The 23,453-nt window shown below is 66.1% G+C and carries 25 protein-coding genes and 1 pseudogene; 12 read left to right on the forward strand and 14 right to left on the reverse strand.

Features of this window, described 5'->3' with window-relative positions; genetic code table 11:
* Positions 1 to 218: 218 nt before the first annotated feature.
* The gene (locus tag HNP02_RS41240) at positions 219 to 446 is read left to right on the forward strand and encodes a hypothetical protein (protein ID WP_184446589.1); all 228 of its coding nucleotides are present in this window, start codon (positions 219 to 221) and stop codon (positions 444 to 446) included.
* 126 nt (positions 447 to 572) lie between these two features.
* Positions 573 to 1,409, forward strand: a complete 837-nt coding sequence (locus HNP02_RS41245; RefSeq protein WP_184446590.1) for an undecaprenyl-diphosphate phosphatase — start codon at positions 573 to 575, stop codon at positions 1,407 to 1,409.
* Positions 1,410 to 1,417: 8 nt separating this feature from the next.
* Here HNP02_RS41245 and HNP02_RS41250 read toward each other — a convergent pair whose 3' ends face one another.
* The 5 genes from HNP02_RS41250 to HNP02_RS41270 form a co-directional block, all read right to left on the reverse strand.
* On the reverse strand, positions 1,418 to 1,789 hold the full coding sequence (locus HNP02_RS41250) for a CD225/dispanin family protein (protein WP_184446591.1): 372 nt from the start codon (positions 1,787 to 1,789) through the stop codon (positions 1,418 to 1,420).
* 96 nt (positions 1,790 to 1,885) lie between these two features.
* Positions 1,886 to 3,100, reverse strand: coding sequence for a hypothetical protein (locus HNP02_RS41255; protein WP_221318618.1), 1,215 nt, complete (start codon positions 3,098 to 3,100; stop codon positions 1,886 to 1,888).
* Positions 3,101 to 3,271: 171 nt separating this feature from the next.
* Positions 3,272 to 4,915, reverse strand: coding sequence for an alkaline phosphatase family protein (locus HNP02_RS41260; RefSeq protein ID WP_184446628.1), 1,644 nt, complete (start codon positions 4,913 to 4,915; stop codon positions 3,272 to 3,274).
* Between the two features lie 195 nt (positions 4,916 to 5,110).
* Positions 5,111 to 5,863 carry a sulfite exporter TauE/SafE family protein gene (locus HNP02_RS41265; RefSeq protein WP_184446593.1) on the reverse strand — a complete coding sequence of 251 codons (753 nt, stop codon included), beginning with the start codon at positions 5,861 to 5,863 and terminating at the stop codon, positions 5,111 to 5,113.
* Positions 5,864 to 5,935: 72 nt separating this feature from the next.
* Positions 5,936 to 7,471 (reverse strand): amino acid permease, encoded by a 1,536-nt coding sequence (locus tag HNP02_RS41270; protein ID WP_184446594.1) that lies wholly within the window; start codon positions 7,469 to 7,471, stop codon positions 5,936 to 5,938.
* Positions 7,472 to 7,596: 125 nt separating this feature from the next.
* Here HNP02_RS41270 and HNP02_RS41275 point away from each other — a divergent pair, with 125 nt between their 5' ends.
* Positions 7,597 to 8,643: a putative nucleotidyltransferase substrate binding domain-containing protein gene (locus HNP02_RS41275; RefSeq protein WP_184446629.1), complete on the forward strand. Its 1,047-nt coding sequence runs from the start codon at positions 7,597 to 7,599 to the stop codon at positions 8,641 to 8,643.
* A gap of 8 nt (positions 8,644 to 8,651) precedes the next feature.
* Positions 8,652 to 9,446, forward strand: coding sequence for a Fic family protein (locus HNP02_RS41280; RefSeq protein ID WP_184446595.1), 795 nt, complete (start codon positions 8,652 to 8,654; stop codon positions 9,444 to 9,446).
* Here HNP02_RS41280 and HNP02_RS41285 read toward each other — a convergent pair.
* From HNP02_RS41285 to HNP02_RS41305, 5 genes are all read right to left on the reverse strand, one after another.
* Positions 9,443 to 11,086: a SulP family inorganic anion transporter gene (locus tag HNP02_RS41285; RefSeq protein WP_184446596.1), complete on the reverse strand. Its 1,644-nt coding sequence runs from the start codon at positions 11,084 to 11,086 to the stop codon at positions 9,443 to 9,445. The two genes, HNP02_RS41280 and HNP02_RS41285, sit on opposite strands and share 4 nt — an antisense overlap.
* Complete coding sequence (locus tag HNP02_RS41290; protein ID WP_309241886.1) at positions 11,083 to 11,460, reverse strand: metalloregulator ArsR/SmtB family transcription factor; 378 nt, start codon at positions 11,458 to 11,460, stop codon at positions 11,083 to 11,085. Before HNP02_RS41290 ends, HNP02_RS41285 begins: the two co-directional genes overlap by 4 nt.
* Before the next feature lie 120 nt (positions 11,461 to 11,580).
* Positions 11,581 to 12,393 (reverse strand): class I SAM-dependent methyltransferase, encoded by an 813-nt coding sequence (locus HNP02_RS41295; protein WP_184446598.1) that lies wholly within the window; start codon positions 12,391 to 12,393, stop codon positions 11,581 to 11,583.
* Positions 12,390 to 12,911, reverse strand: coding sequence for a DUF302 domain-containing protein (locus HNP02_RS41300; protein WP_184446599.1), 522 nt, complete (start codon positions 12,909 to 12,911; stop codon positions 12,390 to 12,392). Before HNP02_RS41300 ends, HNP02_RS41295 begins: the two co-directional genes overlap by 4 nt.
* Positions 12,908 to 13,663 (reverse strand): hypothetical protein, encoded by a 756-nt coding sequence (locus HNP02_RS41305; RefSeq protein WP_184446600.1) that lies wholly within the window; start codon positions 13,661 to 13,663, stop codon positions 12,908 to 12,910. The genes HNP02_RS41300 and HNP02_RS41305 overlap by 4 nt, the downstream gene beginning before the upstream one ends.
* Positions 13,664 to 13,826: 163 nt before the next feature.
* Between HNP02_RS41305 and HNP02_RS41310 the strand changes: the two genes are divergently transcribed.
* Positions 13,827 to 14,384, forward strand: coding sequence for a TetR/AcrR family transcriptional regulator (locus HNP02_RS41310; protein ID WP_309241887.1), 558 nt, complete (start codon positions 13,827 to 13,829; stop codon positions 14,382 to 14,384).
* A gap of 191 nt (positions 14,385 to 14,575) precedes the next feature.
* Positions 14,576 to 15,061, forward strand: a complete 486-nt coding sequence (locus HNP02_RS41315; RefSeq protein WP_184446602.1) for a homocitrate synthase — start codon at positions 14,576 to 14,578, stop codon at positions 15,059 to 15,061.
* A gap of 17 nt (positions 15,062 to 15,078) precedes the next feature.
* Here HNP02_RS41315 and HNP02_RS41320 read toward each other — a convergent pair whose 3' ends face one another.
* Complete coding sequence (locus tag HNP02_RS41320) at positions 15,079 to 16,560, reverse strand: cytochrome P450 (protein ID WP_184446603.1); 1,482 nt, start codon at positions 16,558 to 16,560, stop codon at positions 15,079 to 15,081.
* A 120-nt stretch (positions 16,561 to 16,680) separates the two neighbouring features.
* Between HNP02_RS41320 and HNP02_RS41325 the strand changes: the two genes are divergently transcribed.
* The gene (locus tag HNP02_RS41325) at positions 16,681 to 17,316 is read left to right on the forward strand and encodes a TetR/AcrR family transcriptional regulator (protein ID WP_184446604.1); all 636 of its coding nucleotides are present in this window, start codon (positions 16,681 to 16,683) and stop codon (positions 17,314 to 17,316) included.
* Between the two features lie 13 nt (positions 17,317 to 17,329).
* Entirely contained in the window at positions 17,330 to 18,190 is an 861-nt protein-coding gene (locus HNP02_RS41330; RefSeq protein ID WP_184446605.1) for an SDR family oxidoreductase, read from the forward strand.
* A gap of 12 nt (positions 18,191 to 18,202) precedes the next feature.
* Here HNP02_RS41330 and HNP02_RS41335 read toward each other — a convergent pair whose 3' ends face one another.
* The 3 genes from HNP02_RS41335 to HNP02_RS41345 are packed head-to-tail and all read right to left on the reverse strand — an operon-like array spanning position 18,203 to position 21,091.
* The gene (locus HNP02_RS41335; RefSeq protein WP_184446606.1) at positions 18,203 to 19,420 is read right to left on the reverse strand and encodes an AAA family ATPase; all 1,218 of its coding nucleotides are present in this window, start codon (positions 19,418 to 19,420) and stop codon (positions 18,203 to 18,205) included.
* Positions 19,421 to 19,430: 10 nt separating this feature from the next.
* A complete protein-coding gene (locus HNP02_RS41340) occupies positions 19,431 to 20,504 on the reverse strand; it encodes a DNA polymerase IV (protein WP_309241888.1) in 1,074 nt (357 codons plus the stop codon).
* On the reverse strand, positions 20,492 to 21,091 hold the full coding sequence (locus tag HNP02_RS41345) for a helix-turn-helix domain-containing protein (RefSeq protein WP_309241889.1): 600 nt from the start codon (positions 21,089 to 21,091) through the stop codon (positions 20,492 to 20,494). Before HNP02_RS41345 ends, HNP02_RS41340 begins: the two co-directional genes overlap by 13 nt.
* 92 nt (positions 21,092 to 21,183) lie before the next feature.
* Here HNP02_RS41345 and HNP02_RS41350 point away from each other — a divergent pair, with 92 nt between their 5' ends.
* The 4 genes and pseudogenes from HNP02_RS41350 to HNP02_RS43950 form a co-directional block, all read left to right on the forward strand.
* Positions 21,184 to 21,726: an NADPH-dependent FMN reductase gene (locus HNP02_RS41350; protein WP_184446631.1), complete on the forward strand. Its 543-nt coding sequence runs from the start codon at positions 21,184 to 21,186 to the stop codon at positions 21,724 to 21,726.
* Between the two features lie 479 nt (positions 21,727 to 22,205).
* Positions 22,206 to 22,448 (forward strand): redoxin NrdH, encoded by a 243-nt coding sequence (locus tag HNP02_RS41355; protein WP_149373221.1) that lies wholly within the window; start codon positions 22,206 to 22,208, stop codon positions 22,446 to 22,448.
* Between the two features lie 32 nt (positions 22,449 to 22,480).
* Positions 22,481 to 22,927 (forward strand): class Ib ribonucleoside-diphosphate reductase assembly flavoprotein NrdI, encoded by a 447-nt coding sequence (gene nrdI / locus HNP02_RS41360; RefSeq protein WP_184446608.1) that lies wholly within the window; start codon positions 22,481 to 22,483, stop codon positions 22,925 to 22,927.
* Positions 22,928 to 22,938: 11 nt separating this feature from the next.
* Positions 22,939 to 23,448 (forward strand): annotated as a pseudogene (locus HNP02_RS43950) (ribonucleotide reductase N-terminal alpha domain-containing protein); the annotation flags it as partial.
* Between the last annotated feature and the right edge of the window lie 5 nt (positions 23,449 to 23,453).

Genomic DNA, 23,453 nt, shown 5'->3' on the forward strand with positions numbered 1-23,453 from the left:
CTCTTTCAGCGGGCCGGTGGCAATCTGTCAGCATGCGGCGAGCCGGATTTCGCGGGTGCTCGATGCGGGCCCCGAGGTGTAGTGAGAACGGTGATGCACGGGTTGACCGACGCTAGTCGGACCGACGAGGTGAGGGCGCGTGGCGCAGCGCCGGGCGCAGTTCCGAACTGCGCCACGGGTATGCCGTCCCTACTGATGCTGCGCGCGGCGGGCGACCTATGACGAAGATCCTGCTGTGGGCCGCCCTCGCCTACGCGATCGTCGCGATGGCGGCGATCCTGATCGACGACGGCGTGACCGACGCCCATCCCCGTCCGACCACCACGATCATCGTCGACGTGTCTCCGGATTTGGTCGAGGATGCCGTCGAGCTGCGAACCGCACGCACCGATGGGCCTGTCGGTCGGGCGTTCGCATCGCACCACTCGTCGACACCCGTCCGCTGACGTTCCCTAGACCACTGACCCGGCGGCGGTGTGTGCCTCGCGCTCGATCTTCAACGCTTCTTCAGCACCGCTGTGATGTGGTGTCTGCGCCGTGCGCCCAGTACCGACCGATGAGGAGCATCCCCTGTGAACATCGTCCAAGCCGTGGTGTTGGGGATCGTCGAGGGCGTTACGGAGTTCCTGCCGATCTCGAGTACCGGGCATCTGACCATCGTCGAGAAACTCATGGGTCTGCCGCTGGGTGATGCCGCGGTCACGGCCTTCACCGCGATCATTCAAACTGGGGCGATCCTCGCGGTGATCGTGTACTTCCGCCGCGACATCGCGACGTTGGCAACGGTGTGGGTACGGGGCGCCCGCAACAAGCAAGCGCGAACCGACTCGGAGTATCGGCTGGCTTGGGCGGTGATCGTCGGATCGATCCCCATCGGCGTGGTGGGATTCCTTGCCAAGGACGTCGTTTCCGGCCCGCTGCGCAATCTGTGGGTGGTCGCAGGAGCGCTGATCGCCTGGAGCGCGGTGATGTACCTCGCGGAACGCGTTGCGACCCAACGGCGCTCCGAAACTCAAGTGACGCTGCGCGATGCCTTGGTGATCGGCATCCTGCAGTGTGTGGCGCTGATACCCGGGGTGTCGAGGTCGGGTGCGACGATCAGCGGTGGGTTGTTCGTCGGCCTCAACCGTGTTGCGGCAACGCGGTTGTCGTTCTTCTTGTCGATACCCGCCCTGGTGGCGGCCGGCGGTTACGAAGCGGCGACGTCAGCCAGTGACGTTGCCAGCGGTGTGGGGTGGTTGGCGACGGGCGTCGCAACGGTGGTGAGCTTCGTTGTCGCATACGCCTCGATTGCGTGGCTGCTCCGGTTCGTCTCCGGACACCCGATCACCTACTTCGTAGGCTATCGCCTCGTGCTCGCGGGCGTGCTCATCGTTGCCCTGTCCACCGGTGTCCTCGCCGCGGTGTGACGGTGCCCTTAGTCGCCGCTGCGCATGTGTTCGCCGCCGTGCTCCATGCCGTGACGCGGTGTTTCGTAGTCTCCGTGCGCGATCAACACCACCACGGCGATGGTGCACAGGACGACGGTGATGAGCACCAGAACCGCGGCGATCCACACGGAGAGTTGCCCGAGTCGACGGACTCGGTCGGAGGCGTGCTGAGCGGCTGTGACATCGCCGCTGGCCCATAGCGGATACACGGCGAACGCATGGGTGAACGCCGAGAAGGCCAGCGGCCAGAAGCACAACAGCGTCGCGACCGCCCATCCCGCGTGCGCCGTTGGCACAGTTTCCGCGGGTGTGTGCGACGCGTCGGCCGGCGTGTCGGAAAGCTCGGTGGTGTCAGACATTTCGTACCTCCTGAAGGCAGACCATGGGAATTGGTGACGGGGTCACGGTCATCGTGCGGACGGATAACCCGACGGCGCGTGGCATCGGCGGTCGTGTCACTGAAGCGAGGTCAGCAGCGTGGTGAGTGCTTGTTTTTCGGTCGCAGGGTCGGGCTGGCCGGCCCGCAACGCGGTGAGTACGTGGTCGATCTGGCCGTCCAGCACGGTCCACCCGTTGTCATCGAGGGGCTGCAGGGTGGCCTGGCCGTCGTCCCACGCGGTCTCGAGGTCCTTGATCCGCGCCATCGCACCCGCCTGGTCACCGGCCTGCACCTTGGCCAGAGTGTCGGCAGTGATGGTGCGGAACTTCACCGTCTCGGCGGGCGGGAACTTCGCCGTCGCCGACTGCCCCGGGGCCAGTGTCGCGGTCACCGACGAGCCCGATTCCGCCTCACTGGCCGCCGCGGTCGAGTGCGGCTGACCAGCCGCCCAGACCAGCAGAACGCCCGTGGCGACCGCGATGACGCCGTAGTACCCGTGCATGACGCGCTCGCGGGCCGGGTGCGTGGTGACCGCAGGGGTGTTGCTCCGTTCGTGCTCTTCGATCACGTCGCTGCGGGTGACGGTGAGGTACACGACGGTGGCGAGGATCGCGGTCAGGAAGATCACGCTGGTCATCGCCGTACCCAAACCGAGGCCCTGTTGGTCGGGCGGGAAGCCCAACCAGTCACCGAGATTGGCCCCCAGCGGGCGGGTCAAGATGTAGGCCAACCAGAACGACAACACCGGGTTGGCGCCCAGCCGCCAGCCGATCACGACCGCGACGATCAGGCCAGCAGGCAACAGCACCGAAATACCCGGTCCCCAGCCGGTGAGCTCCAGGATCCAGTCACCCGATGCGGTACCGAGGGCGAAGGTGACCAGAATGGCCAGCCAGTAGAAGCACTCCCGTGGCAGCGTGACGATGCTGTGGATCGACAGTGTCCGCTCCCGGGCCCACCACACCCCGAAGACCACGGCCAGTACCGCCGCGAACACGCCAGTGCTCAGAGCCAGCGGCACCTGCAGGTCATCGGTGAGGATGTCGGTGTACAGCGTGCCCGTCACGCTGACCACCACCACGGTCAGCCAGTACACGAACGGCACGTAGCGGGTCAGGCTCAACTGCCACCCCAGCACCGCGACGAGTACAGCGGTGAAGATGAGAGCGGTCGCGTTGAGGCCAAGGCCCAACGTCATGTTGATCCAGTCGGCGAAGCTCTCACCCACGGTGGTGCACAGGATCTTGATGATCCAGAACCACACCGTGATCTCGGGAACCTTGCTCAACATCACACGGCCCGGATTCACGGCCTCAGGTCTCGTTGACTCAGTCACGAAGCCCGAACGTACAGACGCCTGGCTGAAGCCACGCTGAAGAAGTCGCCACGCCTGCCCGCGCGGCGCGACGACGCGGAGAACCGCGAAGATGCGCAGCCCCGGCATCAACGGGGCCACCAGGAACTACAGGCCCGGCAGTGTTGCGGTGTTCTCGGCGACGACGGCTTGGAGTTTCTTGGGGTCGAGATGGAGCCGGGCGAGGATCGTCGGCGCGATCTGTGCGGTGGCGACCGTGGACTGATCGACGCGGGAGCTGATGCCCGGACCCGCCACGATCAGCGGCACGTTCCGGTCGGCAGGAGTGACGCCGCCGTGTTCGGCGATCTTCGATGTTCCGCCGGTGTAGACCGTACCCGGCTGGGTGGTCGCGTAGAGATCCGGCACTCGCGGATCGCCGGGGGCCGCGCCGAAGAAGGTCACGGCCTCGGCACCCGCATAGATCCGGTCGGTGCCAGAAGCGTTGAACGGCTTCGGTTTCCCGGCGATATCAGTGCCCTCGCCGGCCTTGGCGCGCAGCCGGTCCTCGACGAAGGTCGCTGCGGCGGGTGATCGGTCGGCCAGCCACATGATCATCGCGTCGTCGTCGACCGCGTGCGCAACCAGCTCCGGGACGTCGGGGTGGGTGACGGCCCATTCGGCGTTGATGCCGTCGATGATCTGGCCGTCGTCGATTCGGGTGAGGGTGTCGGGCTTCATCGGAGCCTGACCGTGTTTGGCCGAGACGATGATCGTGGTGGTGTCGGCGATCCCGGCGGCGTCGAGTGCGGACACCATGCGCCCGATCTGGGTGTCGACGAAGCCAAGCGCCGAGGCGAGTACCGGCCCTGGGGACTGCCCGTCGGGGGCGTAGCCTCCCGGTTGGCTGCCGGACTCCGTCAGCTTTTCCGCGGTGGAGACCGACTGGAAGTTCATACCGAACAACGACGGTACGCCGGCCTGCGTGCTGCCTGAATGATCCTTGCCCGCAATCTCATTGGTGATGGCATCGACCTTGTAGGTGTCGTAGCGCTGGGTGAGGGCGTTGTCGTCGGTCCAGGTGTCAGCGTCCTTGCTTCCCGCCGGACTGCTGTCGACTTCCGGGGTGAACAGGTCGTCGATGGACGAGGCGCCCGGGCCGCCGAGAATCGCGTAGGCGGGGTGCTTGTCAGACCAGGCCGTCCGGAGCCCGGCATCGTGGGCGACGGCGAATACGGTGTTCACCTTCAGGTACTCACCGGGCATGAGCGGCTTGCAGGACGCGGGATCGACGGGCAGCTTCGCGGCATCGATCACGTCGGTGGGCGTACGGGTCATCTGCAGGACACCGTCAGGCAGATTCTTCAGCCCCTGGCCGCCATCGATCTTGGTGACGTCCTTGTCCAGTTCCTCGGTGAAGCTGACCGCCCCGCCCGGTTTCGCACCGGCACAGTTCGTCGTGCCCGGCGCGAGGAGGTCGTGAGCGTAGCTGTCGTCGTAGTACACCCCGGTCGTTCTCGGGTTCCCGCCGGTGACCTGCGCGATCAGTCCGGGAAATGAATCCGAGGGAACCGGAGTCTGAGCGTTCGTGTAGTCGATTCCCCTGCCGACGAGCGCGGCCAGTGCCGAATTGGGATGCGCCTGAACGTATCCCGTCAGGTCCGATTGATGCATGCCGTCGATCGACAGGAGCAGAACGTGCTGAGCGTCACCCGGCCCCGCGGTCTGCGCGGGCTTGTCGCTCGAACAGCCGGCAACGACGATCAACAGCGCGGCGCAGGCAACCGTGGCTGCCCGCCCTGGTCCAAACATGGGCAATTGACTCTCCGCTGTTGGTCGTGGGAAACGTGTCCGCCGCAGCTTGAATGCCAGTGTTGAACATGGTTTGAACGGGGGACGAAGTTTGCACGTAGCCGTTCAGCGATTCTTCAGGGTCGCGGTGATATACGGGCAGGCCGCTGCTCGTTCAGGTTCTACGCAGTCGACTTATCGGAGGCTGACTGGCGGTCATCGATAGGCGTCGAGCCCGAGCTTGATGGCCAGCGCCATGCCCGCGACCGCGATCGCCAACCGGATCGGCGTGGCCGGGGCGTGGCGGACGACGACCGGCCCGAGCCTCGACCCGAGTAAGCACCCGATGCCCAGTGGTACGACGGCGAGCCAGTCGACCGGCGCCAGCACGATGAAGGCAAGTGCGGCAACGAGGTTCGCCACCCCGAGCACGACGTTCTTGGTGGCGTTGGCATGGGCCATCGATTCGTCGCCGGTGCTCAGGAGCAGGGCAAGCAGCAGCACGCCCGCCGCCGCGCCGAAGAAGCCGCCATACACGCAGATCGCGAGGATGGCGACCCCTTCCAGCACGACGTGGGTTCTGCTGCGGACTGCGCCCTCGGCGCGTTGGCGGCGGGGCAATGCGATCAGGATCGCCGAGACGCCGAGCAGGATGGGCACGACGTTCTCGAAGCCCTCGGCGGGGATGGACAACAGCAGTGCCGCGCCGGCGGCACCACCGATCGCGGCGAGCGGGATCAGTCGTTTGAGCTGGGCGCGTTGGCCCCGTAGTTCGGGGAGTGAACCGGAGACCGAGCCGATGCCGTTGAACACCAGGGCGACGGTGTTGGTCACGTTGGCGGCCACCGGGGGCAGACCCACCAGGAGCAGGGCGGGATAGGTGGTCACCGACGCCAGGCCTGCGACGCTGCCCGCCAGTCCGCCTCCGATTCCGGCGGCGACGAGCAGCACCGCTTCCCAAAATGTCATCGCCGCAAGGCTACGGCCGTGCGATCTGGGCGCGTTCGCGGACGCTGAGCGAGCGCAAGCGCGCCGAAAACGCTAGGTGGACTTCCTCTTGCCGACCAGCGCGTCGACCGGATCGGGAGCGCCGTCGCGGTCCTTGACCATGCGGTAAGCGACGTAGCCGACCACCAGGGTCAAGGCCACGAAGATGATCGCGAAGTACTGCATGTACCACCCGGCACCCGCCACGTCGTAGATCTCGGCGCGGGGCCACCCGATGTTGATCACCAAGAGTCCGCCCATCACCACGGCGATGAGGTTCACCGGTATGCCCCACTTGCCGAGGTCCATGACCGGGGGACCGTAGGACAGGCTGGTGCCCTGCAGCCGGTGAATGAGGGCGGGCACGGTCACCATCAGGTAGGCGATGTAGACGATGACCACCGATACCGACGCGATGGCGGCGAACACGCTGGACTGCCCGATGTTGACCAGCAGCACCAGGATCGCCAGCGTGCTGACCGCGATGCCCGTGATGACGGGCGTGCCGGTGCGCTTGTTCACTCGTGCCAGAAACTTGCCGAATGGCAGCCGGTTGTCGCGGGCCATCGAGAACATCACCCGCGACGCCGAGGCCTGGATGGCCAGCGTCGCCGAGAACATTGCGACGGCCACCAGGGCCAGCAGGGTCTTGCCAAGCCAGGTGTCGAGTTGGCTCTCGATGACCCAGGCCATACCGCCGGTCGTCAGATTCTCGCCGAGGTCGGGAGCCGACATCAGGGCGGCGACGATCATCAGCCCACCACCGATGAACGACACCAGCAGAGCGTTGACGATCGCCTTGGGCGCGGTCTTGCGCGGATCCCTGGTCTCCTCGGAAAGCTCTGCAGCACTGTCGAATCCGTACATGACGTAGGCAGCCATCAGCATCGAGGCCAGGAACGCCCCCGCATAGCCGAGCCCCGACCCGTGTCCGCCGGTGTCGGCCACCGCGGCGACCGGGTTGCGCTCGGCGGTGAGGAACATCGCCCCGATGATCAGCACGACGCCGACGATCTCGATGGTGACCCCGGTGACGGTGATGCGCCCCATGAACTTCACCCCGGCGGCGCTGATGACGGTGCACAGCACGATGGTGATCGAGCCAAGGATGATGCCGTTCTCCGCGCCGGTGACCGACAGCGGATCCATGTCACCGTCGACGATCTGGAAACCGCTCCAGATCGGAGGCAGCACCGTCTGCATCGCGATGGCCAGCGCGGCGATCGACACGATGTAGCCGATGAGCATGAACCAACCGGCGAACCAGCCGACCGCGTTGCCTGCCAGCCGGCGTGACCACTGGTAGATGGCGCCGGCTACCGGGAACTTGCCGGACAGCTCTGCGAAGACCAGGCAGACGCAGAACTGGCAGACGAAGACGATCGGCCAGGTCCAGAAGAACGCGGGCCCACCGAGGCTGAAACCCAGCGGGAAGAACGCGAACACCGTGGTGAGGATCGAGACGAACGAGAAGCCCGATGCGAACGCCGCGTAGCCGCCGATGCCGCGGTGCAGTTCCTGGGTGTAACCGAGTTCCTCCAGGGTCGACGCGTCCTCCTGGGTGGAGATCGCAGGGTCGAAGGTGGTCATGGGGCGCTCCTGGACTGCCGGCTAATAACTGTCATACGACAGAAATTAGCTTCCGCTCTTGTTTTCCGCGTTTCGTAATTGTCACGACCGTGTGACCAGATACTCGGCGGGTGAGAATCGTTGACATGCCGCCTGTGCTTCCTTCCGGTCGTGGGATCGCCGCGACCATCGGGGACATCGATGCTGCCAGTGACGAGGCCGTTCTGCGCGCCGGAATCGACAAGGCGCTGGTTGCCGTCGCCGCCGAACTCCGGGCACACACCCCCGCGGCCGCGCTGGCCGGGGCGTGGTCGGAGGTGCTCCGGCACGGCGTTGCCACCGCCGTCCGATTGGTCCCTGCCCCGGCTGACTGGACGTGGTTCGTCTCCGGCAGCATCGCGCGCGGTGAGGCCGCACCCGGCTCCGACGTCGAGACGATGGTCGCCATCGGCGACTCCGTCGACGACGCGACCAAGACCGAACTCCTGGTCCGCGCCGCCGACGTGCACGCGATGCTGGAGCGGTGCGGAATACGCGGTGACGCCAACGGCGTGCTGGCCAGCCGGCCTAGGTTCTGCCGACGCCTGAGCAGTTGGGCCGAGGGCACCGAACGCTGGACGGTCGATCCCGGCGAGGACCGAGGTGTGGTGATGACGGGCCTGCTCGCCGATTCGACGGGTGTGTGGGGGAGCGCGGCCGTCGCCCCCGATGCGCTGCGGGCGCAGACCGTTGCGGCGGTCGGTCGGAGTTATCCGGCGCGACAAGCCATGTTGCAGGACGCGACGGCCGTGCGGGCCGGCTTCCCGTCGCGGTTGCGCGTATTCGCCACGCACGCCGACACCGTCGACCTCAAGCTGGCCGCGATCGATCCGGTGGTGAAGATCGCGCGCTGGGCGGCGCTTTCGGCCGGATCGCAGGCATTGTCGACCCTCGGCCGCCTCGACGACGCCGCGGCCGCCAAGGTGCTCGACGCGGGCGACGTGTCCAGCCTGCGCGACTGTTTCGGATGGCTGCTGCGGTTCCGCTGGCGGACGCGGGCCGGTGCGTTCCTCGAAGGGCGGCGGGTCAGCGACGTGGTGCTGCTGTCGGAGACGCCACCCCAGGAACGGGCGATGTTGCGCAGTGTCGCGCGCGAGGTGGCAGGCATCAGACGCAAGTTGACCTACCTCGCGTCGACGTCGGCGTTCCGCTGAGTCGCCGCATGACACCGGGTTCGCGCGATCACGCCGTCGCCCAGGCCGTCGCCGCCGAGTGCCTCGAGGGTTGGCGCCCTTCCGACGAGCACGTCTCCGCGCTGACCGCGCTGGCCCATGACGAGGTGTCGTTCGACGACTACCTCGCGAAGTTCCGTGACCGCTATCCGGCGCAGCCGCGCCCCCGCCGCAGGAGGCCGTCCCTGCGGCCCACGCCCTACCTGGTTCGAGGAACAACGTTGTTGCGCAACAACTTCGGGGCGCAGTCGGCGGAGATGCTTGCCGACCTGGAATTTGTCGCGACAGCTGGCCGGATGGTGTCGTGGCTGTGCGGGGCCTGTGAGCTCGACGGGCTCGACGGGCTCGACGCTCGCGCCATCCACCGGCATCTGTTCGGCGACGTGTATTCGTGGGCCGGGCAGTACCGCACGACCGAACTGCGGCGTGGCCAACAGGGTTTCGCCTGGGTGTCCACCATCGCGTCGCAGATGACGCGGGTGCACGATACCGCGCGGTCGGTGGTGGACGCAGGCGCCTCCTACGACAACCCCCGGCTGGCATGGGAACTCGCCCGCCTCTACACGGACTACAACCAGGTGCACCCGTTCCGCGACGGCAACGGGCGAGCCGGCGCAATGCTGCTGCACGGTGTCGCGACCCGCTGCGGCCGCACGCTGGACCTGACGGTGACCACCCGCGCGGAGTGGTATTCGGCGGCTGCGGACAGCATGTCGCTGCGGGGGCGTGACGGCCGAACCAGCCATCGGCCCTTCCTGCCGATTCTGGGTCGCGCCGTGACCTAGGCCGCCGCGGCCACGTGGTCGCGGGCATGCGCGATCGCGTCGTCCAGTGAGTCGATGAGGTGGTTCTCGTGGCGTAGTGAGTCGATCACGCCGACGTTGGTCAGCAAGTCCATGTGCTCCTCCTGCACGCCCTTGATGATCACGGTGACACCACGCGACTCCAGCTCCTCCGCGACGCGCGACAACGTGTGCGCTCCGGTGGCGTCGAGCATCCCCAGCGTCGACATCCGGATGATGACCACCGACACCTCGGAACGCTCGGCATCGGTGATCAGGGTCGAAATCCGTTCGGCCACACCGAAGAACATCGCTCCGTCCAGCCGCAGCAGGGCGATGCGCTCATCGCCGGTTCGGCGATCACCTGGCAACTCCTCGCGTGTGACGCTGCTCCGGCGTGCCAGAGAGCGCAACGCGAACACGGCCGCGACCAGGATGCCGATCTCGACGGCTTCGATGAGGTCGAAGCACACGGTGACGACCGCTGTCAGCACGAAGATCAAGGCGTCCGAACGGGTGGAGCGCAGGATCCTGCCGATCGTGGTCGCCGAGATCATCCGGAACGACGTCACCATCAGCACTGCGGCTAGGGCGCATAGGGGAATCGCTGACACCGGGCCGGTCGCGAAGTACACCACGCATATGAGCACGAGCGAGTGGACGACGGCGGATACGCGGGTACGCGCCCCGGATCGCACGTTCACCGCGGTACGCGCGATCGCCCCCGTGGCAGGCATACCGCCAAACAGGCCGGAGGCCACCGACGCGAGGCCCTGACCGACCAGTTCGCGGTTGGGGTCATAGGGTCCGGTCGGGGACATGGTGGCGGCCACGCGCGCCGACAGCAGCGACTCGATGGCTGCCAGCGCCGCGATCGCCAGCGCCGCACCAAACAGCGTCCGGAGCGCGTCCAGGTCGGCATGGGGCAGGACCGGAGTTGGCAGGTGCGAAGGCAATTCGCCGATGCGTGCGACGGGAAGATTCGCCGCCACCACCAATACCGTCGCGGCCAGGACCGCCGCCAGTGACTCCGGGATGGCGCGGTGCAGCCGAGGAAGCCCGACCATCAGGACCGCGGCGAACACCACCACCAGAAGCGTGGCGCCGGCGACGGTCCAGTCGAGGTGGCCCAGGACGGTCCACGTCGCGATCAAGGGGCTCTGCCCCTCCGGGGCGGCGCTCCCGAACGCAGCGGGCACCTGCTGCAGGAAGATGATCGTCGCGATGCCGAGGGTGAAGCCCTCGATCACCGGCCACGGAATGAATGTCACCGCCCTCCCGAGGCCGGTCACGCCGGCGGCCACGACGATGATTCCGGCCAACACGGTCACCAGCGCGATGCTGCCGAACCCGTAGTGAGTCACGATGGGCGCGAGCACCACCGCCATGGCTCCGGTCGGACCCGACACCTGGACGTGCGATCCGCCGAACACCGCGGCCACCAGGCCGGCGACCACCGCAGTGATCAGGCCGGCCGCGGCACCGACGCCCGAGCTGATGCCGAACGCCAGGGCCAACGGCAGTGCCACCACGCCGACGGTCACGCCGGCCAGGACGTCGCGGCGCCAGGACCGCGACAGGCCGGCATAGTCGGATCGGTGGGGGACAAGTCGCGACATCGAGCGCGCGAATGCGTCGATCATTCCGGAATTCCCAGTGGCGGTAGGGAATCCAGCGCGTCCAACTCGTCTCGTCGTGCTGTCAGGGTGTCGGCGAGGAAGGTGCGGGCGATCAGCAGCAGTTCCGAGATCTCCGGGTGGGCGAGCTCGTAGTAGACGGCATTGCCCAGCCGCCTGCCGCTGACCACGTGGTGGCGCTTGAGCACCGCGAGGTGCTGGGAGAGCACGGTCGGCTCGATGTCGGTCGCCGCCAGGATCTCGCTGACCGGCGTCGGACGGCCATTGGCCGCCAGGATCTCCAGCGTCCGGATTCGGGCGGGATGCGCGAGCGCCTTGAACAGGTTCGCCTTTATTTCGTAGAGCGGTCGCTCTGAGCGGTTGGGAAAGCTGTGCGGCACGCGGCAACGACCTAACAGTTGATGGATTGAGTAAAACCTCAATCCAGGGTACGGGCGCTGCCCTCCGTGACCTAATCCGTCGGACATGGAGTCCGGCGAAACCCGCCGCGGCGGTATCCGTTACTGGACTGCTCGCGCCACCCCTTCGATGACCCGAAGCCGTCCGTCGGCAAGAGCCAGAGTGAGGTTCTCGACCTTCGTCGCGAAGTCCGTGACGAAGGCGTGCAGTCCAAGGGGGTTGGGAGGAAGTGCCAGCAATGCCTGCATGGTCGCGGTCGCCTGCTCGGTGAGATTGTTCCAGTGGTCAATCGCGAAGCCAGCGGACTCGACCACGGCGTGCAATTGGTCGGGTGTGGCCAGGTGGCTTCGTCCGGAGTCGTCGGCCCAGGGAAGGGGATAGTCGAGTTCGCCTCGGTTGCCAGTGGTGATGTCCCACATGGCGAGCTGTCCCCCGACGACGAGCACGCGACGCGCTTCCTCATATAGGCGTTCCTTGTCGGCCACGTTCATTTGAACGTGTTGGCTGAAAACGACGTGAAAGGTGCCGTCGGCGAAGGGCAGTGCGGTGACGTCTCCCTGGCGGACCGAAATCCGCTCGTCCAGCCCGACGAGGCGATTGAGCCAACGGGCGGTGTTGCAGTACTCCTCGGTCAGATCGACTGCGGTAACTCTGCAACCGCACCGATCCGCGACGAGGCGAGCGGTGCCGCCGATTCCGGTGCCTGCGTCGAGTACCTGGCTCTTACTCGTGATTCCGACCAGGTCGACCAGCTGGCTGGTGGCAAGGCGACCCATTGTGTGGAAGTCCTCGAGCAACCCGAGGTCGGCGGGCGCAATGTGGTCGAGGTCCTTTCCTGCGGCGAGAAGTGCGTCTTCGATGTTGCGTCGAGATAGGCCAGTCGAGTACTGGAGCTGAATCTGGGAGTTGTTCATTTCGGTTCCGGCTCGAGTTCCGGTGGAACCGGCATCGGGATGAGTCGCAGGAGCGCGGCGAGTTTGGCGTCCAACTGTGCTCCGACCCTTGCGATGCGCGCGTCGCCGAAACTCGCGAATTTGCTTGACGGCTGGTCGATGCTGAGGTGCACGCGACCGGCGGTGTCTTCGTAGATCTCGGTGCGCAGCGGCGCGTACAGCATGACTCCGGGATCATGTCGGTACATGGTCTCGACGATCACGTTGTTTCCGACCATGTAGGTCACTGCCCGCGTGCGATGCCCTGCCAATGTCATCATCGGCGTTGGATCGAACGTCCAGAAGTTGACGAACGAATGCGGGGCATGCGCTGCCGTGTATTGCTGCACGCGGGACAGGTCGCCCGTCTCGATCACAGCGGTCAGTTCCGCGAAATCGATGGTGGGCACTAGGTATTCGTATCTCTGGCGGACGTCGTCGAAGGTGTCGTCGGTGTCGATGACGAAGCGGTTGACGAGGTGGGGAATGGTCTTGGTCATTTCGTGTTCCCGACGGGTGCGACGACCGTAGCCGTCTCCGCGCCCACCCTCAGTTTGCGCAACGACAGCACGTGTAATGCCACCGCGAGCGGCACGATCGTGGTGGGGATGAGGACGAGCGGAAGCAGCGAGATCGCTTCGGTGGACGGCGACACGACCAGCAACCGCGCCAGTCCTGGCGCGGCCATGACACCGATCGCGAGTGCGACGACGAGGTCAAGGAGGCCAAGGACGTTGAACCACACGGTGCTGCGGTGCACGATGCCGCGACGCAGGTTGCGCGCGATGAATACCGCCTCGACCCCGATCGCGATGTCGCCAATCCCGGCGGGTATGGCGAATACGGCAGGCAGGTAGCCCAACGCCATCGCGACCAGGAAGGTCACACCGACCGGCCGAAAGAACTGAGGCAACGTCAACCGCCACAACGCGTCCGGCTGGTCCAGGATGCGAGACACCAACGGGACGCGGGTCGACAGCAGCACCGCAACGAGCGGCACGATCATCGCGACCGCGATCCACGGCGCCGCCTTCGTCGGTTGGAACCGGAACACCTCGGCGTTGGCCAGCAATCCGCTGACCAGTACCCAAGCGCCCCAGACGATTCCGGCGATGACGGCCACTCGGGTAGCGCTATGACGGCTGACGCCTGCGGTTGTTGCGCCTCGCCACAGCATCACGCAAATAGTTGCGGTGGTACCGATCACGCCAGCCAGCACCATCGCCCACACGTATATCGGCAGTGTGCTCATTAGCCCCTCCAATTGGGTTCACGTTGACTGAACAACATGTATGTTTCAGAACAACGTGTTCAATAAGAGTGGTGCGACGGAAATTCCGTCAACAACCAATAGAGGCGAGATGTCCAGTTCCGAACAAAGTCGAGAACTCGTGCGAAAACCAGGGGTGGTTCGAGTGGCGGCGCCGGATCGGCGGGTTAGGCGCACGCGCAAGCAGTTGCACGACGCCTTCATTGCCCTCGTCATCGAGAAGGGATACGAGAAGACGACGGTCCAGGACATCCTCGATCGGGCCGACATCGGCCGGTCCACCTTCTACGTCCACTATCGAGACAAGGAAGCTCTGCTGATGGCGAGTTTCGATTCGATGGGCGATCAGCTCGAGCACGAGCTCGCCGGCATCACCTCAGCCGACCCGATCGACGTCACCTTGCCCGCCGCGCTGCTGTTCGAGCATGCGTACCGAAACCAGCGCGTGTACCAGGCGCTGTGCGGACATCAGGGCGGCGCGTTGGTCCAGCGCCATCTGCGCCAGTTGATCGGCGACGTACTGCGAAAGCGTCTGCGGTCACAACGGACCCGACCGGGTGCAGGCGTGCCCGCCGACGTCGCGGCCGAGTTCTACACGTCCGCCGCGCTGGGCCTGCTGGTGTGGTGGATCGACCAGGATTTCCGCGGTGACCATGCCTGGCTGACGCTGCTCTACCGGAAACTCGCCGCGCCTGACCGATGACCCGAGGACATCCATCTCCCAGTGGCCCAAACCAAGTCGGTTGCGCATCGACTGCGCGAAGGGCTAGCGTGGCGTCCGTGCCGAAGCGACTCGTAGTAGCAACCCGCAGCGGGGTCTGATCCAGACCGACCCCTCGCTGTGGGTCGTTGCTACACCGTCGGTCAATTCCTCTGGCAAGAGAAGACCGGCACATGTTCCCCTCTCAGACACAATCGCCATTCAGCGCGACACCCCCCTTCGCAGCACGTTTCGACGCACCGCTGCCGCGGGGTCTGCGCGAGGAGTCCGCCGCCATGTCCTCAGACGCATTCGAAGCCACCTACGCCCCTGCCGTCGGTCCGCTGCGGCTCGGCAACTGGGAGTGCACCGACGCCTCCACCCGACCGGGACCGCAGGCGCGCAACTATCAGGCCACGATCGCCATCGGGGACCGGATCAGCACGTCGAAGGCCACGGCCAGCGGGCCACTCGCGGCGCTGACCGCGATGCTGTATGACCGCGGCGTCGCCGTCGAGATGCTGAAGTTCCACCAGCTCCGCGGCGACGACGGCATCGCGACGTTCATCCGCGGCACCGACGGTGCGCACGACGAATGGGCGATGGGATGGGCGCCGGACGCCACACAGTCGGCGCTGCGGGCGGTCATCGCGTGCGCCAATCGACTCAGCGCTGCCTGACGCGTTGGAGCCCCGGGTCAGTGCAGCGGGCGCAACACGATCGGCATGCCGTCCATTGGCACCGGCATGCCGCCGTAGTCCAACCGCGGCTTGTAGCCGGGGTGGATCAGTTCCAGCCGGTACTGACGCAGCAACCGGTGCATGACGGTCTTGACCTCGAGCTGTCCGAACACCATCCCGATGCACTTGTGCGGGCCGCCGCCGAACGGGGCGAAGGCGTACCGGTGCTGCTTGTGCTCGTTGCGCGGTTCGGCGAAGCGGGCCGGGTCGAACTTCTCCGGGTCGGTCCACAGCTCGGGCAGGTGGTGGTTCATCGACGGCCACGTCACCACGTTGGTGCCCGCCGGTAGGTAATGGCCCAGCAGCTCGGTGTCGCGGACCGTCTGGCGGATGTTCATCGGCAGCGGTGTCACCAACCGCAGCGCCTCGTTCATGACCAGGTCGAGGGTCTCCAGTTTGTCCAACGACTCGATGTCCAGGGGGCCGTCGCCGAGCCTGGCCGACTCGTCGCGGCAACGCTCCTGCCATTCCGGGTTGGCGGCCAGGTGGTAGGCCATCGTCGTCAAGGTCGACGTCGACGTGTCGTGCGCGGCCATCATCACGAAGATCATGTGATTGACGATGTCCTCGTCGGAGAAGCTGTTGCCATCCTCGTCCGACGTGTGACAGAGCACGGTCAGCATGTCGGTGCCCTCGGCCTTGCGGCGCTCCTTGACCCGCGCAGCGAAGTAATCCTCGAGCACCTTGCGTTCCCGCAAGCCCCGCCACCACTTGAACGGCGGTAGCCCGGTCCGGATGATTGCGCCGCCTGCGCGCGTGGTCGTGGTGAAGGCGTTGTTCACCTTGGTAACCAGGTCGTGGTCGGTGCCCGGCTCGTGACCCATGAACACCATCGAGGCGATGTCGAGCGTCAGTTCCTTCGTCGCGGGGTAGAACAGGAACCGTGGGTCGTTGGCGACCCAGTCGTTGGCCAGGACCTTCGATGCCACGCGGTCGATGTGCTCGACGTAACCCGCCAGCCGGGTGCGGGTGAACGCTTCCTGCATGATCCTGCGGTGGTGCATGTGCTCGTCGAAGTCCAGCAGCATCAGGCCCCGTTTGAAGAACGGGCCGATCACCGGGTTCCAGCCCTTCTGCGAGTACTCCTTGTTGCGGTTGGAGAAGACGGCCTGGGTGGCGTCGGGACCCAGCGCGAGCACCGCAGGGAGGGCCGGTGAGTATGCGTAATGGATCGGGCCGAACTTCTTGTAGATCTCCAGGACGTATTCCGGGCCGCCGCGGAACATCTCGATCATGTGGCCCACCACGGGCAAGCCGGCATCACCCATCACCGGTTCGAGGTCGCTGCCTGGCGGTGGCTCGGCAAGTGCGAACTGCTTCCACTCGCGACCCCGCAGCCGCTTCTCGATCGCTCCCATCCCCGGCATGTTGTTCAGGGTCGGGATCACCCGGCGCCTCGCCTGATCCAGCAGGTAGTCCTTGGTGCTGATGGTCGGCATGCAACGCTCCTGACGCTCAACGGGGTGTGGTCGAACTCACGTGAGATTCCATCCTGTAGGGCACACTTGACGCATGTCAAGTTTTGCTCTGGCGCGCCGTGGATGCAATGGTCTACAGCCATGACAGCCGAACCCATACCGGTCCGCCGCAGCCGCGGCGACCGCCAGCGTGAGGCCATCGTCACCGCGGTCCGCGAATTGCTCGAGGAGCGGTCGTTCGCCGATCTGTCCGTCAGCACCATCAGTGAACGTGCCGGCGTCGCGCGGTCGGGCTTCTATTTCTACTTCGACTCCAAGTACGCGGTGCTGGCCGTGGTCCTCGCGGATGCCGGGGAAGAGCTCGACAAGCTCACCCACCACTTCGCGCCCCGCGAGCCGGGGGAGACACCGTCGGAGTGCGCCAAGCGGATGGTCGGTGCCGCCGCAGCGGTCTATGCGACCAACGATCCGATCATGCACGCGTGCGCGGTGGCCCGGAACACCGATGCGCAGATCCGGGAAATGATGGACGACTTCGCCGACGTCATCATCGAGAAGATCATTCGCCTCGTCGAGCAGGACGTCGATGCGCGGCCGATCTCACGGGATCTGCCCAGTCTGGTCCGGACGCTGGCGGCGACGACGACGATGACGCTGACGCAGGACAGCGCGTTCGTCGGACGCGGTGAGGATGACGACCTCGCACGTGCCGTCGAGACCGTCGAGCGGCTATGGCTGTACGGCCTGTGGGGCGGATCCGGCTTACGTGACGAATAGGTAAGGTCGCTCCATGGCGCAGGGGAGCAGCTTTGCCGGCAAGCGGTGTTTTCTCACCGGAGCGGCCAGCGGCATCGGCCGCGCGACGGCCCTGAAGCTGGCCGCCGATGGCGCCGAGCTGTTCCTCACCGATCGCAACGCCGAAGGTTTGGAGCAGACCGTCGCGGACGCCCGCGCGCTGGGCGCCACGGTGAGCGCGCATCGTGCACTGGACGTGTCCGACTACGAGCAGGTGGCTGCCTTCGCCGCTGACATCCATAGCGCGCACCCGAGCATGGACGTGGTGATGAACATCGCGGGCGTCTCGGCGTGGGGCACCGTCAGCCATCTCACCCACCAGCATTGGGAGTCGATGGTGTCCATCAACCTGATGGGCCCCATCCACGTGATCGAGACGTTCGTACCGCCGATGGTGGCGGCGGGCCGCGGCGGGCACCTGGTGAACGTCTCGTCGGCGGCGGGACTGGTGGCACTGCCGTGGCACGCCGCCTACAGCGCGAGCAAGTACGGGCTGCGCGGGCTCAGCGAGGTACTGCGATTCGATCTGGCCCGGCACGGCATCGGGGTGTCGGTCGTGGTGCCGGGTGCGGTGAAGACTCCCTTGGTGCAGACGGTCGAGATCGCGGGCGTGGACCGCGAGCACCCGCAGGTGCGCAAGTGGATGGACCGGTTCAGCGGCCACGCGGTCTCGCCGGAGCTGGTGGCCGACAAGATCCTTCGCGGCGTAACCCGCAACCGCTATCTCGTCTACACCTCCAACGACATCCGCGCGTTGTACGCGTTCAAGCGCATCGCGTGGTGGCCCTACAGCGTCGCGATGCGACGGGTGAACGTCATCTTCACCCGCGCACTGCGGCCGACCAAGAGCGTTTGATCCCCAGCGCGCTCATCTCTTGCCCCAGTCCCACGGCGGGGTGGTCAGCGTGGTTTGTCCGTTGATGCGGGTCTCGCCCCACTCCTTGTAGAGCTCGATCTCGGTGCTGCTCGCACAATCCCGGGTCGCTTCGCTGGAGCCGCGCTTGCGTGGACTGCCCTCCGGATCGGCGGCGCCGAGGTGTTCCCGCATCGCCGCCGAGTGGGTGACCACGACGACCTGAGCACCCCGGGCAGCCGATCGGATCATCCCCGCCAACGGGGCCACCAGATCCGGATGCAGTGAGGTCTCCGGTTCGTTGAGCACCATGAGAGACGGAGGTCGCGGACTGAGCAGAGCAGCGCCCCACAGCAGGAATCGCAGTGTGCCGTCGGATAATTCGGCTGCCCGCAACGGTCGCAACATGCCGTGCTGATGGAGCTGCAGCTCGAACAGGCCGTCGTGCGCGGCCACCGACACGGTCGCCCCGTCGAACGCGTCAGCGACGGCGCGGGGCAGATCGTCGAAGCCGGCCTCGACGATGGTCTGGACGGCGGCGGCCAGGTCACTGCCGTCGTCGGACAGCACCGGGGTGCGCGTGCCGACCTGGGGCCGACGCGCCGGTGCGGCGGCGTCGACCCGGAAGCCGTCGTAGAATCGCCAGCCGCGCAAGCGATCCCGGACCGCGGCGAGCTCCGGCAGTGCCGCGGGGTGCGCGTACTCGGCAAGCACACTCCGGTACGTCGGCAGCACCCGGGTTAGCTCGTCGAAGCCGCGGCCCGAATCCGCTGCGGCCTCGGCATAGTCGCGGCCCCGCCGCACCAGCGTCGCCGCAGGCCGCAGCCTTGGGCCGGTGAACACCGCCTCGCGCTTGATCTCCGGATCGCGCGCGAACAACGATTTGTGGCCCGCGTCCTGAGGCAGCCCGAGGTCGATCAGATAGCCGAAGTCGTCGGAGGCGAAGCCGAGTTCGAGCGAGACCGGTCGGGTGCGCGTCGTGCCCTGCACCGTGCCGGTACGGCGGGCGCCGCCGAGCTGTTCTGGGCCCGCCCACAACACCGACTCGAGCCCGCCCTCTTGCGCCAGCGAGCCGATCACCTCACCGCGACCGCAGTCGGCAAGCAGCCGCAGCGCCCGGTACACCGACGACTTTCCCGTCCCGTTTGCGCCGGTGACGACCGTCAGGCCTGCCAACGGGACGATGATCTCGCGCAACGAGCGGTAGCCCCGGACCGCGACGGTGTGCAGCATGGGCCCGACGCTATGCGTCGGCAGTGACAACGGAGGGCTCCGGCTGCGGCATCGCCAGCTCCAGCCGGACGCCGAGCAGCCGCACCGGCCGGTCGAGTTCGAACTGATCGAAGACCGCCAGCGCGGTGTCGACGATCACCGACTCGTCGGTACTCGGGGCTCCGAGCTTGCGAATCTTGGTGCGCGTGAAGAACGTCTTGGTACGCACCGTGACCGCGACGCGGGTGACGATGCGGTTCTGCTCGAGCACTTCGGCGAGCGTCTTTCTGGCCAACTCGCTGATGGCCGAGTCCATCTCGGCGCGTTCGGTGAGATCCTCCGGGAAGGTGATGACGTGGCTGCGCGAGCGCGGCACCCATGGCTCGGCGCTGACGGTCGCGTCGCCTCCGCCCTTGGCCAGCAGCAGGATCCACAGGCCCGTCGTCGGCCCGAACGTCGCGGTGAGGACCGTCGGATCGGTGTCGGCGAGGTCGGCGACCGTCGTAATACCCAGTCCGGCAAGCCGTTTGGCAGTTTTCGGCCCGACTCCCCAGAGTGCGTCGACGCCGCGGTCACCCATCACCGGCATCCAGTTCTCGTCAGTCAGCGCGAACACCCCGGCAGGCTTTCCGAAACCCGTGGCCACCTTGGCGCGCTGCTTGTTGTCGCTGATGCCGATCGAACACGACAGGTCCGTCTCGGCGGCGACGATCGCGCGGATGCGTTCGGCCAACTCCACCGGGTCGACCACCTCGGCGCCGAGGTAGGCCTCGTCCCAGCCCCACACCTCCAGCGGGTGGCCAAGGTCACGCAGGAGTCCCATCACCTGCTCGGACGCCTCGTCGTAGGCGTCCGGGTCGGACGGAAGGAAGGTGGCGTCAGGGCAGCGGCGCGCGGCCGTGCGTAGCGGCATGCCCGCGTGCACGCCGAACTCCCGCGCTTCGTACGAGGCGCAGGTGACCACCTTGCGGGGTTCGGTCGGATCGCCGTTGCCGCCGACGATCACCGGGAGGCCGACGAGTTCGGGGCGTCGGCGCAGTTCGACCGACGCGAGGAACTGGTCGAGGTCGACGTGCAGGATCCAGCGTGTGGCTACGTCCCGCACAGCTTGAGTGCCAGGCTCTCCCACTTGTCTCCCAGGCTTTTGACGGTTTCTTGGCGGTCGACCAGCTGATGATGGACGTAATCGGGGTCCAGAAGGGCGACTAGGGCGTCGGCCTGAACGTCGAGGTCCCCGGTCGTCCTAGCTGCCTCGAGGAGCACGCGCACGTGCGTACGCAGAACCATGGCAGGTGCGCCGTAGCGCATCTGGGGGTCGCGCGCCGCATCGGAGAGCAGCGCCTGATGGGTCTGCACGAAACGCAGCCGCTCGCGTCCGAAGGCGAGCAGTCGTTCCAGCGGCGGCGCGTCGGGGCCAAGCGGTCCCGGCCCGAACAGGAAGGCCCGTTGGCTGGCTTGTTCGTCTTCGTCGAGCAGCACCATCATCAGGCCGGCCCGGCTGCCGAACCGGCGGAACAGGGTGCCCTTGCCGACGCCGGCCGCCGTGGCGATCTCGTCCATGGTGACCGCGTCGGGGCCACGCTCGGCGACGAGCCGGCGGGCCGCGTCGAGCAGCAGCGCGCGATTGCGGGCGGCATCGCCCCGCTCCGGTGGCGTGGACACCGGCAATCCGCCCAGCTGATCTACGCTCACCTTTTGCATTTTAGCTCAGATGGAATTAATCGGACCATGGTCCGGTTTCATCGTGCAACGATCTGAACAAGCCATGGAAGGAAATGAGCATCATGTCGGACAACAAGGTTTTGGTACTCCTGGGCAGCCTGCGCGCCGCATCGGTGAACCGTCAGCTGGTGGAGCTGGCCGTCGAGTCGGCTCCTGACGGCGTGACGCTGGTGCCGTTCGACCGGCTGGGCGAGCTGCCGTTCTACAACGAGGACATCGACAATGACGACGTCGCCGAGTCGGTGCAGGCGCTTCGCCAGGCCGCGGCCGAGGCGGACGCCGCGCTCGTCGTCACCCCCGAGTACAACGGCAGCATTCCGGGCGTACTGAAGAACGCCATCGACTGGCTGTCGCGCCCATTCGGCAACGGCGCGCTGAAGGACAAGCCCGCGGCCGTCATCGGCGGGTCATTCGGTCAGTACGGCGGCGTCTGGGCGCACGACGAGACCCGCAAGTCGTTCGGCTTCGCCGGCCCGCGGATCGTCGAGGATCTCAAGCTCTCGGTGCCGTTCAAATCGCTCGACGGCAAGCACCCGCGCGAGAACGCCGAGGTGACCGCCAACGTGCAGGACGTCGTCGCGAAGCTGGTCGCCGAGATAGGCTGACTCGCCCGCTTCATCGCAGAGCCGCCGACGACCCTGGTTCGTCGGCGGCTTTGCTGTCTGAATACGCCGCCACGGGTTTTGTCGGTGCCCGGTGGTAGACACGGGCACATGGCGCGACACGCACCCTTCTGTGACGCGCGACACGCCGGGCGGTCCGGGGTCGCGGAGGTTACGACCTGGGAATTCCATCAATGTCGTTCAGAACATGTTGTATCTGTTCTGAATGTCGGCCACTAGGTGTAGTGTCTTGCAGACCGACAGACCCCCACGGTTCCCAAGCTTTCAAGGGGTCGGCCGGAGCTCCCAATCCGGTGGTGTCAGGGTCCCTGACACGCCGGATTCGTAGCCTCGGTCGGCAGGAATCTCAGGAATTTCGAGGGTCCCGGGTCTGCTGAACCTAGTGGAGATGTACCAACTCGAGCAGTTGCCAGTCGGGTCAAGTAAAAGTTTCAAATTTCCGCAGAGGAGCCGTACCGCAGATGACCGTCACCGTGTACACCAAGCCCGCTTGCGTGCAGTGCAATGCCACCTACAAGGCGCTGGACAAGCAGGGCGTCGCCTACGAGAAGGTCGACATCAGCCTGGACGCCGAGGCGCGTGACTACGTCATGGCGCTGGGCTACCTGCAGGCGCCCGTCGTCGTGGTCGGCAACGAGCACTGGTCGGGCTTCCGGCCGGACCGGATCAAGGCGCTCGCCGGGGCGGTCGCAGTCACCGCATAACGGGTATTCGAGGCACTGGAAAGGAGGGCGTGATGAGCAATCTCGTCTACTTCTCCAGCGTCTCGGAGAACACCCACCGCTTCGTCGAGAAGCTGGGTACGCCCGCCACCCGGATTCCGCTACGCGGACGCATCGAGGTCGACGAGCCCTACGTACTGGTTCTGCCCACCTATGGCGGTGGACATGCCAACGGGCCCGATCCCGATGCCGGGGGATACGTCCCCAAACAGGTCATCGCGTTTCTCAACAACGAACACAACCGGTCGCTGCTCCGCGGTGTCATCGCCGCGGGCAACACCAACTTCGGCGCCGAATTCGGCTATGCGGGTGACGTGGTCTCCCGCAAGTGCGGCGTGCCCTACCTGTACCGCTTCGAACTGATGGGAACCGAGGACGACGTCGCCGCCGTCCGTGCGGGCCTCGCGAACTTCTGGAAGGACCAGACGTGTCACCAACCGTCACAGCTGCAGAGCCTGTAATCTCCAACGCCTTGCCCGGCGAGACGGATTACCACGCGCTCAACGCGATGCTGAATCTGTACGACGCGGACGGCAAGATCCAGTTCGACAAGGACCGGGAAGCCGCGAACCAGTACTTCCTTCAGCACGTCAACCAGAACACGGTGTTCTTCCACAACCAGGACGAGAAGCTCGACTATCTCGTCAAGGAGAACTACTACGAGCGCGAGGTGCTCGACCAGTACTCGCGTAACTTCGTCAAGACCCTGCTGGATCGGGCCTACGCCAAGAAGTTTCGGTTCCCGACGTTCCTCGGCGCGTTCAAGTACTACACCTCTTACACGCTGAAGACGTTCGACGGGAAGCGCTACCTCGAGCGGTTCGAGGACCGGGTGTGCATGGTGGCCATGACGCTGGCCGCAGGCGACACGATGTTAGCTGAGAAGTTGGTCGACGAAATCATCGATGGCCGATTCCAGCCTGCCACACCGACTTTCCTCAACTCAGGCAAGAAGCAGCGCGGTGAGCCAGTTAGCTGCTTTCCGGC

The sequence above is a fragment of the Mycobacterium sp. AZCC_0083 genome, from assembly GCF_014202335.1.
Lineage (GTDB): Bacteria > Actinomycetota > Actinomycetes > Mycobacteriales > Mycobacteriaceae > Mycobacterium.

Coding starts and splice junctions, on each gene's coding strand:
- HNP02_RS41295 (WP_184446598.1), bottom strand. CDS start 12,393: ATGAACAACTCCCAGATTCAGCTCCAGTACTCGACTGGCCTATCTCGA.
- HNP02_RS41275 (WP_184446629.1), top strand. CDS start 7,597: ATGCCGCCTGTGCTTCCTTCCGGTCGTGGGATCGCCGCGACCATCGGG.
- HNP02_RS41240 (WP_184446589.1), top strand. CDS start 219: ATGACGAAGATCCTGCTGTGGGCCGCCCTCGCCTACGCGATCGTCGCG.
- HNP02_RS41305 (WP_184446600.1), bottom strand. CDS start 13,663: ATGAGCACACTGCCGATATACGTGTGGGCGATGGTGCTGGCTGGCGTG.
- HNP02_RS41255 (WP_221318618.1), bottom strand. CDS start 3,100: ATGTTGAGCAAGGTTCCCGAGATCACGGTGTGGTTCTGGATCATCAAG.
- HNP02_RS41265 (WP_184446593.1), bottom strand. CDS start 5,863: ATGACATTTTGGGAAGCGGTGCTGCTCGTCGCCGCCGGAATCGGAGGC.
- HNP02_RS41355 (WP_149373221.1), top strand. CDS start 22,206: ATGACCGTCACCGTGTACACCAAGCCCGCTTGCGTGCAGTGCAATGCC.
- HNP02_RS41270 (WP_184446594.1), bottom strand. CDS start 7,471: ATGACCACCTTCGACCCTGCGATCTCCACCCAGGAGGACGCGTCGACC.
- HNP02_RS41350 (WP_184446631.1), top strand. CDS start 21,184: ATGTCGGACAACAAGGTTTTGGTACTCCTGGGCAGCCTGCGCGCCGCA.
- HNP02_RS41260 (WP_184446628.1), bottom strand. CDS start 4,915: ATGTTTGGACCAGGGCGGGCAGCCACGGTTGCCTGCGCCGCGCTGTTG.
- HNP02_RS41320 (WP_184446603.1), bottom strand. CDS start 16,560: ATGCCGACCATCAGCACCAAGGACTACCTGCTGGATCAGGCGAGGCGC.
- HNP02_RS41335 (WP_184446606.1), bottom strand. CDS start 19,420: ATGCTGCACACCGTCGCGGTCCGGGGCTACCGCTCGTTGCGCGAGATC.
- HNP02_RS41315 (WP_184446602.1), top strand. CDS start 14,576: ATGTTCCCCTCTCAGACACAATCGCCATTCAGCGCGACACCCCCCTTC.
- HNP02_RS41325 (WP_184446604.1), top strand. CDS start 16,681: ATGACAGCCGAACCCATACCGGTCCGCCGCAGCCGCGGCGACCGCCAG.
- HNP02_RS41330 (WP_184446605.1), top strand. CDS start 17,330: ATGGCGCAGGGGAGCAGCTTTGCCGGCAAGCGGTGTTTTCTCACCGGA.
- nrdI (WP_184446608.1), top strand. CDS start 22,481: ATGAGCAATCTCGTCTACTTCTCCAGCGTCTCGGAGAACACCCACCGC.
- HNP02_RS41250 (WP_184446591.1), bottom strand. CDS start 1,789: ATGTCTGACACCACCGAGCTTTCCGACACGCCGGCCGACGCGTCGCAC.
- HNP02_RS41300 (WP_184446599.1), bottom strand. CDS start 12,911: ATGACCAAGACCATTCCCCACCTCGTCAACCGCTTCGTCATCGACACC.
- HNP02_RS41280 (WP_184446595.1), top strand. CDS start 8,652: ATGACACCGGGTTCGCGCGATCACGCCGTCGCCCAGGCCGTCGCCGCC.
- HNP02_RS41285 (WP_184446596.1), bottom strand. CDS start 11,086: ATGATCGACGCATTCGCGCGCTCGATGTCGCGACTTGTCCCCCACCGA.